This is a genomic window from Facklamia sp. P12955, assembly GCF_050409565.1.
Classification (GTDB): Bacteria; Bacillota; Bacilli; order Lactobacillales; family Aerococcaceae; genus Facklamia.
Window position 1 is genome coordinate 37,818 of the sequence record NZ_JBNUPF010000016.1, and the last position, 14,771, is coordinate 52,588.

The 14,771-nt window shown below is 33.0% G+C and carries 15 protein-coding genes and 1 pseudogene; 12 read left to right on the forward strand and 4 right to left on the reverse strand.

Features of this window, described 5'->3' with window-relative positions; all coding sequences use genetic code 11:
• Positions 1 to 62 precede the first annotated feature (62 nt).
• From ACQV2G_RS05900 to ACQV2G_RS05920, 5 genes are all read left to right on the forward strand, one after another.
• Complete coding sequence (locus tag ACQV2G_RS05900; RefSeq protein WP_428874063.1) at positions 63 to 293, forward strand: hypothetical protein; 231 nt, start codon at positions 63 to 65, stop codon at positions 291 to 293.
• Positions 294 to 438: 145 nt separating this feature from the next.
• A complete protein-coding gene (locus ACQV2G_RS05905; RefSeq protein WP_428874064.1) occupies positions 439 to 1,194 on the forward strand; it encodes an SDR family NAD(P)-dependent oxidoreductase in 756 nt (251 codons plus the stop codon).
• A gap of 11 nt (positions 1,195 to 1,205) precedes the next feature.
• Positions 1,206 to 1,943, forward strand: a complete 738-nt coding sequence (locus ACQV2G_RS05910) for an SDR family NAD(P)-dependent oxidoreductase (RefSeq protein ID WP_428874065.1) — start codon at positions 1,206 to 1,208, stop codon at positions 1,941 to 1,943.
• A gap of 121 nt (positions 1,944 to 2,064) precedes the next feature.
• Positions 2,065 to 2,679 (forward strand): glutathione S-transferase family protein, encoded by a 615-nt coding sequence (locus ACQV2G_RS05915; RefSeq protein WP_428874066.1) that lies wholly within the window; start codon positions 2,065 to 2,067, stop codon positions 2,677 to 2,679.
• A gap of 288 nt (positions 2,680 to 2,967) precedes the next feature.
• Positions 2,968 to 3,429: a peroxiredoxin family protein gene (locus tag ACQV2G_RS05920; RefSeq protein ID WP_428874926.1), complete on the forward strand. Its 462-nt coding sequence runs from the start codon at positions 2,968 to 2,970 to the stop codon at positions 3,427 to 3,429.
• A gap of 87 nt (positions 3,430 to 3,516) precedes the next feature.
• Here ACQV2G_RS05920 and ACQV2G_RS05925 read toward each other — a convergent pair whose 3' ends face one another.
• The 4 genes from ACQV2G_RS05925 to ACQV2G_RS05940 form a co-directional block, all read right to left on the reverse strand.
• Positions 3,517 to 3,816, reverse strand: coding sequence for an antibiotic biosynthesis monooxygenase family protein (locus ACQV2G_RS05925; RefSeq protein ID WP_428874925.1), 300 nt, complete (start codon positions 3,814 to 3,816; stop codon positions 3,517 to 3,519).
• 155 nt (positions 3,817 to 3,971) lie between these two features.
• On the reverse strand, positions 3,972 to 5,027 hold the full coding sequence (locus ACQV2G_RS05930; RefSeq protein ID WP_428876350.1) for a hypothetical protein: 1,056 nt from the start codon (positions 5,025 to 5,027) through the stop codon (positions 3,972 to 3,974).
• Between the two features lie 20 nt (positions 5,028 to 5,047).
• Entirely contained in the window at positions 5,048 to 5,752 is a 705-nt protein-coding gene (locus ACQV2G_RS05935; RefSeq protein ID WP_428874923.1) for a hypothetical protein, read from the reverse strand.
• Positions 5,753 to 5,819: 67 nt separating this feature from the next.
• Positions 5,820 to 7,682, reverse strand: a complete 1,863-nt coding sequence (locus ACQV2G_RS05940) for an alkaline phosphatase (protein WP_428876351.1) — start codon at positions 7,680 to 7,682, stop codon at positions 5,820 to 5,822.
• A gap of 457 nt (positions 7,683 to 8,139) precedes the next feature.
• Here ACQV2G_RS05940 and ACQV2G_RS05945 point away from each other — a divergent pair, with 457 nt between their 5' ends.
• The 7 genes and pseudogenes from ACQV2G_RS05945 to ACQV2G_RS05975 all read left to right on the forward strand — a co-directional run bounded on the left by ACQV2G_RS05945 (position 8,140) and on the right by ACQV2G_RS05975 (position 14,459).
• Complete coding sequence (locus ACQV2G_RS05945; RefSeq protein ID WP_428876352.1) at positions 8,140 to 8,790, forward strand: alpha/beta hydrolase; 651 nt, start codon at positions 8,140 to 8,142, stop codon at positions 8,788 to 8,790.
• Positions 8,791 to 9,275: 485 nt separating this feature from the next.
• Positions 9,276 to 9,554 (forward strand): hypothetical protein, encoded by a 279-nt coding sequence (locus tag ACQV2G_RS05950; RefSeq protein WP_428876353.1) that lies wholly within the window; start codon positions 9,276 to 9,278, stop codon positions 9,552 to 9,554.
• 224 nt (positions 9,555 to 9,778) lie between these two features.
• Positions 9,779 to 9,961, forward strand: a pseudogene (locus ACQV2G_RS05955) (helix-turn-helix domain-containing protein); the annotation flags it as partial.
• On the forward strand, positions 9,951 to 10,808 hold the full coding sequence (locus tag ACQV2G_RS05960) for a DNA adenine methylase (protein ID WP_428874073.1): 858 nt from the start codon (positions 9,951 to 9,953) through the stop codon (positions 10,806 to 10,808). The pseudogene ACQV2G_RS05955 and the gene ACQV2G_RS05960, both read left to right, overlap by 11 nt.
• Positions 10,786 to 12,102 (forward strand): type II restriction enzyme, encoded by a 1,317-nt coding sequence (locus ACQV2G_RS05965; RefSeq protein ID WP_428876354.1) that lies wholly within the window; start codon positions 10,786 to 10,788, stop codon positions 12,100 to 12,102. The genes ACQV2G_RS05960 and ACQV2G_RS05965 overlap by 23 nt, the downstream gene beginning before the upstream one ends.
• Positions 12,103 to 12,168: 66 nt before the next feature.
• A complete protein-coding gene (locus ACQV2G_RS05970) occupies positions 12,169 to 12,519 on the forward strand; it encodes a DUF3847 domain-containing protein (RefSeq protein WP_428874075.1) in 351 nt (116 codons plus the stop codon).
• Between the two features lie 602 nt (positions 12,520 to 13,121).
• The gene (locus tag ACQV2G_RS05975) at positions 13,122 to 14,459 is read left to right on the forward strand and encodes an aminopeptidase C (protein WP_428876355.1); all 1,338 of its coding nucleotides are present in this window, start codon (positions 13,122 to 13,124) and stop codon (positions 14,457 to 14,459) included.
• Positions 14,460 to 14,771 lie beyond the last annotated feature (312 nt).

Consider the following 14,771-nt stretch of genomic DNA (forward strand, 5'->3'; position numbering starts at 1 on the left):
CCGTCTGGTTTGCCACCGAATATGGATAAGAGGATGCTTTTAATAGAGAAGGAGGGGGTTAAATGGAATATAGTCGTGAAGAAAAAGATTTTGTAATTAGTTATTTAAAAGATCCGAATAGCTATCAAGATGCTTTTAAAAAAGAATTGCAAGCTTTTATAGAACTTACAGAGATCGGTGACTTATATATCAACACTTTATTACAGGAAATGCTTCAAGAAGATATGCTTCAACTGAATGATCCGCCCTATACGGAATTTAAATATAAAGGATTAAAATTATTTTTATCCTAACTGTTTAAAATTTTAACAAATGTATTTATAGCAACCCTAAGGACGTTTTTACGAGTCGCTTTATTAGCCAATTTTCTTAAAGTGGCGTATGATTAAAATATGCAGATGTTACAGATTCAAAAATAAATTATAAGGGGGAAATAGAATGGAGCGCTTAAAAGATAAAGTGGCAATAGTAACAGGCGGGGCTGGTGGAATTGGTTCAGCCATTGTCCGCGCCTATGCTAGAGAAGGGGCAAAAGTAGCAATCGTCGATCTTAATCAAGAAAAAGGCGAGGCTTTAAGCCGTTCTCTAAATGAGGAGGGATATAATACCTTCTTTATCAAGACTGATTTGACTAAAAAATCAGCCTTAGAAACGTGCATTCAAGGGGTTGTTGACCGCTATCATCAAATCGATGTGTTGGTCAATAATGCTCATGCTTCAAGGATGAAGAGCTTCTTAGATATTACAGAAGAAGATTTAGCTCTATCAATGGAGTCTGGTTTCTATGCTACCTTTTTCTTGAGCCAACTAGCTATTCCATATCTTAAAAAGACTAAAGGAAATATCATTAATTTTGGTTCAGGAGCAGCCATTAAGGGTGATAACCATCAAGGGGCTTATGTAGCAGCCAAAGAAGCGATTCGTGGGATTTCGCGTGTGATGGCGAATGAGTTTGGTAAAGATGGTATCAATGTGAATGTCATTTCACCTATAGCCTATTCTGAAGGTGTCGATGCTTGGCGTGCTGAAAACCCTGAATATTATGAAAAAGTCGTTCAAGGTATTCCACTCCAAAAATTTGGTGATATTGACAAAGATATCGCACCAGTCGCAGTTTTTCTAGCAAGTGATGAATCACGTTACATCACAGGTCAAACATTTATGGTCGATGGAGGAAGTATTAAATTATATTAGGAGGAAACAAAATGGAAAGATTAGAAGGTAAAGTTTTAATTATTACTGGCGGCGCTCAAGGGATGGGGAAAGTGCATGCAGAGGTCGCTTTAGCTGAAGGAGCTAAGGTTGTCATTACTGATATTAATGAAGAAAAAGGGAATGAAGTTGCTAAAGAACTTGGTCAAAATGTTCTATTTGTTAAACAAGATGTGACCAAGGAAAGTGACTGGAAAAAGGTAATTGATGCGACAATGGATAAATGGGGCAGGATAGACTCGCTCGTTAATAATGCAGGTATCACTTATAATATGAAAATTGAAGATGTTTCATTAGACGATTACATGAAAATTGTGAATATCAACCAAGTTTCCGTCTTTTTAGGTATTAAAGCCGTAACACCTATTATGAAGCAACAAAAGTATGGTTCTATAATTAACATTTCTTCTATGAATGGTTTAGTAGGTGGGGCGATCGGATATACAGACACTAAGTTTGCGGTTAGAGGAATGACGAAATCAGCAGCGAGAGAGTTATCTCCATATAATATAACCGTTAATTCTGTCCATCCTGGTGTAGTACACACACCAATGTTAGAACAACCGGGTGTTAAGGAAGCGGTTGATAAATTTAAAGAAACTATTCCTATGCGCCGAGTGGCTCAGCCTAAAGAAGTTTCTAATTTAGTTGTATTCTTAGCTTCCGATGAAGCAAGATATTCAACTGGATCTGAGTTTGTCATTGATGGAGGAGTTACAGCTGCTGTTTAAAATTAGTTAGTTACTAGCTTACTCTTATTTTAAAAGCATGCTATCGAATTCACTCAATTATTTCCTATGACACTTTTTAATGCTATAATATAATCAATAAAAAAAAGAAAGGTTTGATAAAATGTTGAAATTATACTATGCACCTGGTACTTGTTCCTTGGCTTGCTGGATCGCTTTAGAATGGTCTGGTCTTGAGTATGAAACCATTCGTGTGGATTACAATGATCCTGAGTATCGTAAAATTAATCCTTTAGGAATGGTTCCTGCTCTTGAAATTGGAGCCGATCGTCCGATGACTCAAGCAGGAGCAATTTTACAATACATTGCTAATTCCGTTCCAGAAAAAGATTTAGGACCTAATGAAGGGTTAGAAAATGTTTTTGAGTTTGATGAAACATCTCTATTCCTTTCTGCAGATATTCATCCATCATTCTGGCCGTTCTTTAACCCACAGCGTTATACAACATCTGAAGACATAGATGTAATTGAAATGGCTCGTGCGGCAGCACCTGCTCGTATTGATGCGAACTTCAAACATCTTGATGATATTATTGGTGATTCTAATCACCTCTACCAAAATAAACGTACTGTGCTTGATCCATTAGCATTCATTTTTGCAACTTGGACTAAGAATTTAGAAAAAACGTATAAAGACTATCCAAACGTTAAGCGTATGGTAGAACATCTTAAGGAAGATCCAGCTGTTCAAAAAGTTCTTACTGAAGCTAATGAGTAGGTCAAAAGTGTTGATATAAATTAAAAATAAGAGACATGAAATTAAATTCATGTCTCTTTTTTTTAAACAAAAACATTATAACAATAAGCTTTGTAAATATTTAAAATGACTAAGCAATGAGTGGTAAGTTGTATGTATCAACTATTTAAAGTGTTTTATTAAAGTGGATATAAAAAGTTAATCCTTTAAGATTAATCATTAAACCACTTTATTGATTTAATAAAGCTGAAAGATAGTGATTTTTAAATAGTATATTGTTTAATCAGTGAAAGGAAAGAGATGAATTTTATGGCAAGTATTGAAGTCAATAAAAAGGCACCAGACTTTGAATTAGAAGATTTCGAAGGAAAGACAGTTAAGCTTTCAGCTTTCAGAGGAAGTAAAAATGTAATGCTTGTATTAAACAGAGGCTTTATATGACCTTTCTGCCGCAAGCACATGATGCAGTTGCATAAAGATTATAATCAGTTTGAAAAAAGAGACACCGCTATTGTCGTCATTGGTCCTGAAAACGATAAAAAATTCGCAGACTACTGGCATGAAAATGACTTAGAATTTTATGGTCTACCTGATCCAAACCATTCGGTATTAAAATTGTATGGTCAAGAAGTAAATCTTTTTAAGATGGGACGGATGCCAGCTCAAATGTTGGTAGATAAAAAGGGTGAGTTGAGATATATTCACTACGGTCATTCCATGAAAGATATCCCTGAAAATAGTGAGATGTTAGATTTGATAGATAGTTTATAATCAATTAACTAAATAAAGAGCAAACAGCACACATGCTGCTTGCTCTTTTGTTTCCTAATCCTATCGAATTATTTAAGATAACTTGGATTATTTTTTAGGCATTTTTTCGTCCTTTAGAATTTCTAATTTATGTGACTCCATCGATTCAATTTCACTGTCATCTGGATCGTCTAATTTTTTTCGATCTTCTGAATTTTCCCAATTTTTCCAATCTTCTTGTGATTTCCATGAGCCTAAAACCACAATTAAATCCTCTTCAATGCCTCTACTGATTGATAAATTAATGAAACCTGGTTGATCATTTATGATTTCACGATTCGATAATTTATTGATGATGCTTTCTGTTTTGCCTACTTTAGGTTTTATATGTTGCATAACTAAAAACATTCATACCATCTCCTTTATTTAAACATTAGCAAAGATGGCATTTATCTTCAATCGATTTGCTCAATCTAACAAGGGATTATTTGTAGTTGTTGATTATTTAATAGGGTTTGGCTGGATGGAAAATTTTAGAATTTAATTTTCGGTGACTTCAACTATTAATTCGTTTGCCATTTATTCGCAGAATAGCATCTATTATTATTTTCAATTTCATTTGCAACAAATAATTTGTGTCCATCATAAAAATATAAGATTTGGTCATTAATGAGCAAAGCAAATGTATGGGCACTTTCAGAATCTTTATTGACTTGACTAGGATCGATCAGTTCAAATTTAGTATCGGCAGGAAAACTGGCGTTGGTCTTCAAATGCATTGCTTGAATGACTTGAACAAAGTCATTACTATTTTTAAATTGAAGCTTAAAATCATTATAATCATCAAGATAGTAATCAAAAGCTTTTTGAAGAATTTCATATGTTTTCTTTTCAACTAGGAAAGCATCTTCATTTTTAAAACTTGTAGCTTTTAATGCGATTCTATTTTCTTGTTCATCATCTAGACCAATCAAATGGTTTACATCGATCACAATTTCATCATTTACTATATAAAGACCAAGGTCTTGATAAACCCTAGCATTTTGATAATTTTCTCGCAGATCATATGCCATTGATTGATAAGGATATAAGCTTTCGGGTTTGCCTTGATTATTTAATAGTACTACCGGTGACACCGTTTTACGAATTAAGCCTGAGCCTAAGCCACCTTCAAACTCTTTGAGACCTCCTGTCAAGATAACGAGGTCTTGATATGGAGCGGGTATAGATTCAATTGTTTCATTCTCATCTACGTAGAAACGTATACTTTCTCCTTTTTCTCGTTGTGTAAAATAGTAGGCCATATTAAATAAGCCACTTTCTTCGATTGAGACAATGATATCTAAGCTAAGATTCAATTTAGGAACTGTTGCTTGTGCTTGATATATACCAACGTACTTTTCAATTTTTTCTGGTGCTTCATATAGACTATCGTCAGGATTAAGAATTTTATCAGGGATAAAATTAGCCTTAATGTGATGTCCTTGGTGATGACCGTCTACTTTCATATGGTTTGTTTCTTTAACATCAGCTTCTGCTTGTGCGAAAGTGGCGTGTGGAAAAAGTAGATTAAGGGTTAAGGCAGTTAAAATTAATAAAGTAATAAATATTCTTTTCATTAGTTCACACCTTTCAGCAATTAGTTGGGTTTAATTCCGTCAATGTATTCATAAGTATTTCCATGATTATCTATTAATTGTCCAGACTGTTGCACAAAAGAAAAAATTTCTTCACCGAATAATTGGACGGTCCAATGATCGTTATTTACAGTGATAGTTGGGCAGGAAATAGTGAAATAATTATAATCATTTTTTTGTGTATATGAAATGTCAGGAATCGTTTGATTAATCAAGTCTAAGATATTTCTTTGTGTCATTTCAGGTGTTATCTGATCTACAATGGCTAGATAAACTTCTTTTAAGTTAATTGGAAGATTATTTTCTTTCTTATATCTCTCTTGAACAGATATAGAATAATTCTTAAGGTCTGGATAAGGGTAAGCATTAAATTCGAATAACCATTCTATAAATTCTTGATCAATGGTGTCATCGTGATGGTCTTTGTTTGATTTAATATCTTTTTCCACATCTTGCTGTTCATTATCATAGTTTTCTTCATGGTCGTGTCCATAAACAGGGTGAGCATACCTTGATTCATTTTTAATATAGATGATTAATTGGTTTTCTTGAAAAAGCAATCCTTCAATACTACTTGCTTCAGGGGCTAGATAGTATCCGCTGAAAGGTAATTCTTTCATGCTTGAGCTTTCAGCTTTAACAAGAGAACAAGGTGAGAGTAGGGAAATAAACAAAAGGAAACTTGCTAAAATAGATTTAAGTTGCATAAGATTCTCCTTAAAGAATAAAAGCACAGCCTTATCTTAGCTGTGCTTTTTGTGACTAATGTATTAATTATTCAGCAGAGCTTTCAGTTACTTCTTCAGGTTCTTCTTCAGAGTTACTGCTTTCTTCAACCGATGAATTTTCAGAACTTTCCTCACTTGTTTCAGAATCTGAACTTTCTTCAACACTTTCTTCAGAAACTTCTTCTACTTCAACTGTTTCTTCAGAAGCTTCTTCTTTATCGTTTTCCTCAATAGATCCAGAAAACTTCTTTGTTACTTCTAAAGGAGCCATTTTAGTATCGCCACCTTCATATAATCCCATGGCTGCTAAAATCTTATAGGCAATATCTGTATTTTCAAAATTACCTTCAAACATTGCAGCGCCAGCACCGATTGCAAAAACTGGAACTTTCTCAGGTGAGTGGTCAACAGTTGTGAATGCTAAACCAGCTTTACGTGCTAATAGACGTGTAGCAGCGATTGATAATGGTTCATATGCATGGTAGCCTTTGATAATATCTGCTTGACCCAGATTACGTTCTTCATATGGTTTCATTGTTTGTTCGAAAGCATAACGTAATTCTGCTAATTCATAAGGTGTTACTAACATTAAGTCTTTGGCTTCTTCTTCACCTTCTTCAGCCGCTTTCTCGACTTCGCCAGCAGTCTTCACAACTTCTTCTGCTTCCAGGTCAAAGATAAATCCGAAGTTTTCTTCTAGTAATGGAACAGCATCTTCAAAAGTCATTTCTGGATTTTCTTCTTTGGCCTTAGCAAAGATTACATCAAATTGTTCTTGAGAAACTTTTTGATTGTCTAGTAAATGGAAGTAAGAGTTATAACCTGTTTCCGAGTTTCCGATGGTGAAACCGCCGGTAGGATGATCAGCAGTTACAACGATTAAAGTTTCTTCAGGATGTTCATAGTAGAAATCAATTGCTTCTTGGATAGAGTCTTGAAAGTCAATCACTTCTTTAATAGTTGTTGCGGCATCATTAGCGTGCTCTGCCCAGTCAATCTTACCAGATTCTGTCATCATGAAGAAACCTTCTTCGTTAGCGCTTAGGACTTCAATTCCTTTAGCGACCATATCTGCTAATGTAGGTTCACCTTCTTGTCGATCAATCGCATATTTCATAGAAGAACCATCTGATTCAGAAAGAACAGATGCAGGTGCATAAACTTTCTCAGTGTCAGCAGTAATAGTATCGAATTCTTCTTGAGTATCTGCTACCATATATCCTTTTTCTTCTAATACCTCGTATAAGTCTTTTTGATCATCTTCAGCACCTGTTCGCTTACCAAGAGAACCCCCTGCAAAATATTCAAAGTTTGAAGCAGCCATTTGTTCACCAATTTCGTAATAATTTCTACGGTGTTCAACGTTTGAATAGAAGGCAGCAGGAGTCGCATGATTTAAAGTTACTGTCGATAGGATACCAACGGCTTTTCCCTGAGCTTGAGCTTTTTCAGCAATTGATTCTGTTTGTTCGGTATAGCCAGGTGTTAGACCAATGACGTTTGAATCAATCTTTACGCCATTTCCAAATGCGGTAGCAGTATCAGCAGAGTCCGGAACATAATGGTCAGCATCGGTTGGGTTTTGCAGACCAACAACAGGAAATTTAGCAAAATTTAACGGTTGAGCGACTGCTTGACCGTTACCTTCGTCACCATTATCTGGACCTAAGTAATATTCAGCCGCAGAAACAGGGATATTTCCCATGCCATCTCCGATAAATAAGAAGACATATTTTGCTCGGTTTTTAGAAATAAGAGATAAATCTTCAGTTAACGCACGGCCTTCTTCCAAGGTTGCTACTGGAAGTTCCGACCATTGACCTTCTTCTTGTTTAGCAAAAATCATTGTAGGGGCACATACTGACATTAATACAGAAGCACATAATGATAGAATTACTGTTTTTTTCATTGGCTCAATCCTTCTTTATAATTTATTGATGATTTATTCATCTAGATATAAGTTAGCAGAGCATTGTAAATTTTTAGTAAATTCTAAGTAAAAGTAAGGTAAATTTTCAACAATTTATTAAGAAATGACTCCAAATTGTACAAAAGAGAATAAGATTGTTGCGACAAGAGTACAAAGATGAATAACTGGTATATCAATAGGCTACTAGACCAACATAAATGATAATAGCTACGGTATAAACAAGCTAAACACAGCAACTATTACTATGTTAAAATGTAATTATTATTATTTGTTTATAAGTTGAGTTAAAGTCCCCATAAATTTATGATTTTTATCCATTGAGCAAGTTTGTGGAACATTCAAAACACTTTGAAAGTTGTCTTAGTATCGCTGTATAATTAATTTATGTATTTAACCACTTTAACAATCTGTCTTTGATAAGATTAAGGAGAGCAATATGTTAGAAGAATGTATCTATTTTATTAATGGTTTTGGTGGCATGAAGGAAGAGAGTGAAATTTTTTTGAAATTATTGTCTAAAAAAGGCTTAGGAGTAAATTATCTCTATTTACCCGGACATGAAGAGGCCTTTAATGACAATGTAGTAGCTAAAGAAGACCTGATTAACTTTTATAAGGATACTATCGGGGAGAAACCATCTGTTATAATAGGGCATTCTATCGGGGGTGAAATAGCTGCTTTTCTAGCTGCACATTTAAGTAATATTACTAAAGTCATTTTACTTGATGGAGGGATTATCTCAAGTGAAGATTTTGGAGTATCATTGGAAGATGAACTGATCAATGCAAAACAGATCCTATCTAGCGGTAATTATAAATATATGAACGAGGAGAGCGTTTTGAATCTTTTGAGTCTTAATCATTCGATTCAGTTATCGATTACTAGTAAAGCATATAAAACACCTACATTGCTTCTGATTAGTGATCTTCAAGAGGTTTTACCGACCAAGCTAAAAAGATCTAAAAATTTAAATGATAATATAAGCATGAAAATTATCGAAAACGCGAGTCATGCTATCTATCAAGACCAACCTGAAAAAATAGCTGAAGAAATTGCTAGTTGGCTGAATATGACTAATTGTAAATAGCTTAAATTATCCTGGTCTTTGTTTGGCAATGATCCGATCTATAGGATATGCTGACATAGGTAATAAGAGGAGACTTGGTATGGAAATCATTAATGCGACTGCTGAAGTTGATCCATTATTTGTAAATGGGCAGTTTCAAATCAGTTTATGAAAGAATATATGGATAGATGGTTAGCCAACTATCAGGATTTACTGTCTGATGACGCCAAAAGAGTGTTTGTTGGTGGGAAGTATAGCTTTTAAACAATTATTTCCCCATTAAAAAAAGGACTTTTTCAGAAAGCAAAAAGCGGTTCAAAGTAGTAGACTCATTTAGGCAAGTAACTGGGGGGTTAAATAAAAAAGTTATTCAAGCATTTGGCAAAGAGCTAGATTTTACAATTATGCTTTATTTAGGTTTATGTAATGGGGCAGGTTGGGTGGTAGAACTGGACAGAAGAACTTATATTCTAGTGGGAATTGAAAAAATGATCGAATGAGATTAAATGAGTAAAGACCGTATGTATGGACTTGTTTTTCAAGAATTAGGGCATATCTATCATCAACAATATGGTAATTTTGACCAATTTGAGCAAGGTGAAAACTATTTTTTATGGTTACTCTTTACCGAAGGAATTGCAATGTATTTTGAGCAAGTCTTAGCAGGAAATTTGAATTATTTTCATCAAAAGACTAATGGATGGTTAGAATGGTGCAATCTTCACTTAACGACTATCAACAAAGATTTTGATAATGATATCAGAAAAATGACCACTGAGAATTAAATTTTCTTTGGTGACTGGGCGAGCTATCGATTTAGAGTACTTTGAAGTGGTACACGGAAAAGAACAGGACTATCTCAATAAACACTAACGCGAACGAAAGTAAAGAACACTGTATAATGATTTATATGATGAAATGTGGTATAATTAATGAAAATAACCTTTAAGAAATGAGAGGAGATTTTATGGCTATAAGTTATAAACCTTTGTGACATTTACTTGTTGAAAAGGATATGAATAAAGAAGATTTAAAAAGAGCAGCTAATATAACTAGCAATATAGTTGCAAGAATGGGAAAGAACTCTTATGTAAATTTAGAGTCTATTGAAAAAATTTGCCTTGCTTTGGATTGTAATATTGATGATGTTGTGGAAATATATAAGGAAAAGGAGGGCGACCATGTCAAGTAAAAATGTTATATTAGCACCTATTTTAAAATGGGTTGGTGGAAAAAGACAATTATTAGATAAAATAAACCCTCTTATTCCAAGAAAAATTACAACATATGTGGAACCATTTGTTGGTGGAGGAGCAGTTTTATTTGATCTACAACCTAAAAAAGCTGTAATAAATGATTATAACAGTGAATTGATTAATGTTTATAAGGTGGTCAAAGATAATCCAGATGAATTGTTAGCTTTATTAGAGGAGCATGATAAGCTAAATAATGAAGAATATTACTATAAAGTTAGAGAATTAGACAGAAATAAAAACTATGAAAAGATGAGTGAAGTTGAAAAAGCTGCTAGAATTATTTATCTAAATAAAACTTGTTTTAATGGTCTATTTAGAGTTAATCAAGCTGGGCAGTTTAACTCACCTTATGGGAGATATAAAAATCCAAATATTATAAATAAACCAGCCATATTGGCTATGTCCACATATTTTAATAAAAATAATATAAGGATATTAGAAGGAGATTATAAACAAGCATTAAAAGGCTTAAGGAAAGGTGCGTTTGTTTATTTTGACCCGCCTTATATGCCGATATCCACATCTTCATCTTTTACTGGATATACTGAAAATGGTTTTTCACAAAAAGAACAAATAGAATTAAAAAAAGAATGCGATAAACTGAACGAAAGAGGGATAAATTTCCTGCTTTCTAATTCAGATCACCCTTTAATAAGAGATTTATATAAAGATTATGAAATTATAACAGTTAAGGCTCGTCGTTCTATAAATAGTAATGGTAATAAACGTGGCGAAATAAATGAGGTATTGGTGCGTAATTATGGCAAAGATAAGTGCAAATGATGCGTGGAAAAAGTTATTTGATAAATATGATATTGTTAACGAAATAGAAAAAAATGGCTTTTTTAATATAAAAGCAAGTGAAATAAAAGAATTTAAAGAACCTAGGTTAATGGCTAAATGGGATAGTTCTGAGTCATTACCAGATATATTCAAAAAACACAATATTAATATTTTACCAACAAGTAGAGGTTCATACATTTTAAGTGACTTTAAATTATATGAAGAAATACCAGATCTTACAGAACATATTACTAAAATGCAACGCGTAGAGATACCAGAATTTGAAAGTATAGATATAGAAAATATTAATTCTGAATCAAATGCAATTAATGTACTATTACTTTCTAATATCTTAGATGATTTCTTAAATGAAGATGATTCAGTTTCAACTTTTAATGGAAGGATGGGTACAGGAAAATTTGATTTTTTTGTTGATAGAACTTCAAAAAAAAAGTTAAATGTTTTTGTGGAAAATGCTCAATGTGAAATAGATGGTGGATTGGAAAATGCTAATTCTGTTGTAATAATCGAAGCAAAAAATGTTGTATATCCTGACTTTCATATTAGACAACTTTATTATCCATATAGATTATGGAAAACTAGGGTGGAAAAGCCAATAAGATTAGTATTCTCAATCTACAGTAATCAAATTTTTAGATTATTAGAGTATAAGTTTAATGAACTTAATAATTACTCCTCCATTCAATTAGTAAAAGAAAAGAGCTATTCTTTACAAGATACAGAAATTAATAATAATGATTTGCTAAAAGTGTTTGAAAAAACTCAAGTTAAAACTGATGATAACCAAATGAATACAGACATACCCTTCATACAAGCTAATTCTTTTGAGAGAGTTATATCTTTATTAGAAATCTTACAAAATAATAATGAAACAACTGAAAGCATTGCTGAAATAATGCAATTTGATTTAAGACAATCAGATTATTACTTTAATGCAGGTAGATATCTAGGTTTATTTGAAAAACTCGATACAGTTGATGAATTAGATAAAGCAATAGTTGAAATAAGACTTACTGCATTAGGTAAAAAAATTGCAAGTATGAAATATAAGGAACGTCAACTTAAAATAGTAGAGTTAATATTAGAACACAAAATTTTTAATGAATTGTTTTTTGGAATTTATACAACTGGGAATTTCCCAACTAAAGCTCATATACAAGATAAGATGAGGCTATATAATGTTTGTAATGAAGGACAAATAGTAAGGCGTTCGGGATCTGTGTTAGCATGGCTAAAATGGATATTTAAATTAACAAAAATTGAAATGATATAAAAAAGTGACTAAGAAAATAATATTCTAGTCGCTTTTTTCATGCCCAATTTTAGGAGGAGATAAAAAATGGGAAGCACAAAAAGATTAAATCTATTAAAAGATGAGATAGAAAACTTATTAGATGAAAAGGAAAAATGTGAACTTGAACTTGAGCAATTAAAAAATCAAGAGAAGAAAATCAAAAGACAGATTAGTCAGAAAGAAAGTAAGAAAAGGACAAAAAGATTAATAGAAAGAGGGGCGATTTTAGAAAGCTATATTGAAAAAGACAAACTAAATGAATCTGACTGTGATAAGTTCATAGAAAACTTAGCAAAATATGCAAAGATTAAAGAACTGAATCGATATATCTTAAATCAATTAATAGATAAAATATACGTCTATGACCTAGTAGAAGAAGTTGGAGAAATCACATAGAAAGTAGAAATACATTACAAGTTTGTAGGAAGTTTAGAATGAACCACCTTGAACAGTTCTAAAGAGGTAGACCCGATTGTGGATATCCAGGAGCACTTTTTGTGCAATATATCTGATCTAAGGTTCATTTTAATCAAGTGGGGGGTTTTTGGCTGGAATTTTTAAATTGTAGCTATATTCGATGACTGATCATAAAGTATGTTGTGACTTAGCAAGGTATAGACTGAAGGGTATTTTAGGTTAACCTAAAAATTTATTGCAAGTACTCTAATTTTGTTATAAAATATTATTAGGGAATGGCTGTAGCTTTATATAATTAATTAAGTTTAATGGTGGCACTGAGTTTTTATATAGTAAGTTTAGAAGCCTATTTAATCGCTAATTCTATATAAATTCTTAAGGGATTTAAGCTTTGAAGGCCAGTCCTATATCTTATTAATTAGTTAAAATGATTAGTTATTAAAGGAAGTGGTGTGAATAGTAGTGATTATTTTTTAAGCTATTCTTTAGAAAAATATTTAAAGACTAGCCAGAATAAATGAAGAAGTTCTCTATTATTAGAATGGACTCTAAAAAATCTTATTTAAAGAAAGGAAATGACTATGACAATCAATCAAGAATTAATACAATCATTCAAAACAAAATATCAAGCAGAAACGATCAATCATGCAGTAGAAAATGCGGTAGCTAAAGTTGGGTTCAATCAAGCTTCATTTAATAATGAGGCCGTGAGAGACCATACCTTCGTTTTCTCCGATGAAACAAAAAGAGGTAAGATTACCGATCAGAAGAAAAGCGGTCGTTGCTGGATGTTTGCTGCCTTAAACGGTGCGCGTGTAAATACAATGGAAGAGTTAAATTTAGAAACTTTTGAATTTTCGCAAAATTATACCCTCTTCTGGGATAAGTTAGAAAAATCAAACTTCTTCTTGGATTCTATCATTGAAACGGTAGAGGAACCTTTAAATTCACGTGTGGTACAACATTTATTGCAAGCACCGGTCGAAGATGGTGGACAATGGGATATGTTCACAGCCTTACTACAAAAGTATGGTTCAGTTCCTAAATCGGTAATGCCAGAAACTTACCATTCTTCTAATACTTATGAAATGGTAGCAATCATTACTAAACGTTTAAGAGCCTTTGCTAAAGAATTAAGAACGGCTTATCAAAATAAGGCTTCAAAAGAAGATTTGAAAGCAATGAAAGAAGATATGCTGTATGTTATATACAACATCTTAGTTAAAGCCTTGGGACAGGTTCCAGAGAAGTTCTCTTACAGTTACCGCGACAAGGATGGAAAATATCACCGTATTGAAGACATCACACCACAAGATTTCTTTAATAAGTATGTGGGTTGGGATTTAGAAGGTAAAGTCAGTGTAATCAACGCACCGACTGAAGATAAGCCTTTCGGACGGGCGTTCACTGTTAAATATTTAGCCTCTGTAGCCGAAGGCCACCCGATTACTTATATTAATGCACCAATTGAAGTGCTTAAAGAAGCTGCAATTGCTTCAATCAAAGATGGCAAGCCAGTTTGGTTTGGTTGTGATGTTGGTAAGATGAGTGATCGTGAATTGGGTATTATGGATAAAGACTTATACGAATATGAGGCTATCTTAGCTGAAGCGCCTCAATTAAATAAGGCTGAGCGCTTAGATTATGGGGAGAGTTTATTAACTCACGCCATGCTTTTAGTAGGTGTGGACCTAGATGCTGATGGTAAACCAGTCAATTGGAAGGTTGAGAACAGTTGGGGTGAAAAATCTGGCGATAAAGGTATCTTCTCAATGAGTGATCAATGGTTTGACGAGTATAACTATCAAGTGACTGTTGATAAGAAATACCTTGATCAAAAATGGCTAGATGCTCTTAATCAACCAGTCATTGAATTAGAACCATGGGATCCAATGGGATCTTTAGCTGATTGGAACTAAGATGATCCAGTTTAAAATAACCCCTAAATTTAATAATTAAATATAAACAAATAACTCCTTAGATCATGAAGACAGTATAATTTGCAGAGAGCATTATACATGTGTAATTATGAATCAAAGGAGTTTTTTGATCTGTTTTTTTAGAAAAAATAGAAATACTATTACAAAAAATATTAACATTTCGATCTGTCTCATTAAGAAGCTTTAATAATAGTCTATACATTCAACATTTTTTAATAATAGTCTATACATTAAAACTGTCAACCGTAAATGAAAATGTCCTGAAATTTTAAAAATTTGCGGGATAAAACT

What these genes read in the sequence shown, in the direction of transcription:
- ACQV2G_RS05960 (WP_428874073.1), top strand. Translation starts at nt 9,951, where the DNA reads ATGTCAAGTAAAAATGTTATATTAGCACCTATTTTAAAATGGGTTGGT.
- ACQV2G_RS05975 (WP_428876355.1), top strand. Translation starts at nt 13,122, where the DNA reads ATGACAATCAATCAAGAATTAATACAATCATTCAAAACAAAATATCAA.
- ACQV2G_RS05945 (WP_428876352.1), top strand. Translation starts at nt 8,140, where the DNA reads ATGTTAGAAGAATGTATCTATTTTATTAATGGTTTTGGTGGCATGAAG.
- ACQV2G_RS05930 (WP_428876350.1), bottom strand. Translation starts at nt 5,027, where the DNA reads ATGAAAAGAATATTTATTACTTTATTAATTTTAACTGCCTTAACCCTT.
- ACQV2G_RS05970 (WP_428874075.1), top strand. Translation starts at nt 12,169, where the DNA reads ATGGGAAGCACAAAAAGATTAAATCTATTAAAAGATGAGATAGAAAAC.
- ACQV2G_RS05925 (WP_428874925.1), bottom strand. Translation starts at nt 3,816, where the DNA reads ATGTTTTTAGTTATGCAACATATAAAACCTAAAGTAGGCAAAACAGAA.
- ACQV2G_RS05915 (WP_428874066.1), top strand. Translation starts at nt 2,065, where the DNA reads ATGTTGAAATTATACTATGCACCTGGTACTTGTTCCTTGGCTTGCTGG.
- ACQV2G_RS05905 (WP_428874064.1), top strand. Translation starts at nt 439, where the DNA reads ATGGAGCGCTTAAAAGATAAAGTGGCAATAGTAACAGGCGGGGCTGGT.
- ACQV2G_RS05940 (WP_428876351.1), bottom strand. Translation starts at nt 7,682, where the DNA reads ATGAAAAAAACAGTAATTCTATCATTATGTGCTTCTGTATTAATGTCA.
- ACQV2G_RS05935 (WP_428874923.1), bottom strand. Translation starts at nt 5,752, where the DNA reads ATGCAACTTAAATCTATTTTAGCAAGTTTCCTTTTGTTTATTTCCCTA.
- ACQV2G_RS05900 (WP_428874063.1), top strand. Translation starts at nt 63, where the DNA reads ATGGAATATAGTCGTGAAGAAAAAGATTTTGTAATTAGTTATTTAAAA.
- ACQV2G_RS05965 (WP_428876354.1), top strand. Translation starts at nt 10,786, where the DNA reads ATGGCAAAGATAAGTGCAAATGATGCGTGGAAAAAGTTATTTGATAAA.
- ACQV2G_RS05950 (WP_428876353.1), top strand. Translation starts at nt 9,276, where the DNA reads ATGAGTAAAGACCGTATGTATGGACTTGTTTTTCAAGAATTAGGGCAT.
- ACQV2G_RS05910 (WP_428874065.1), top strand. Translation starts at nt 1,206, where the DNA reads ATGGAAAGATTAGAAGGTAAAGTTTTAATTATTACTGGCGGCGCTCAA.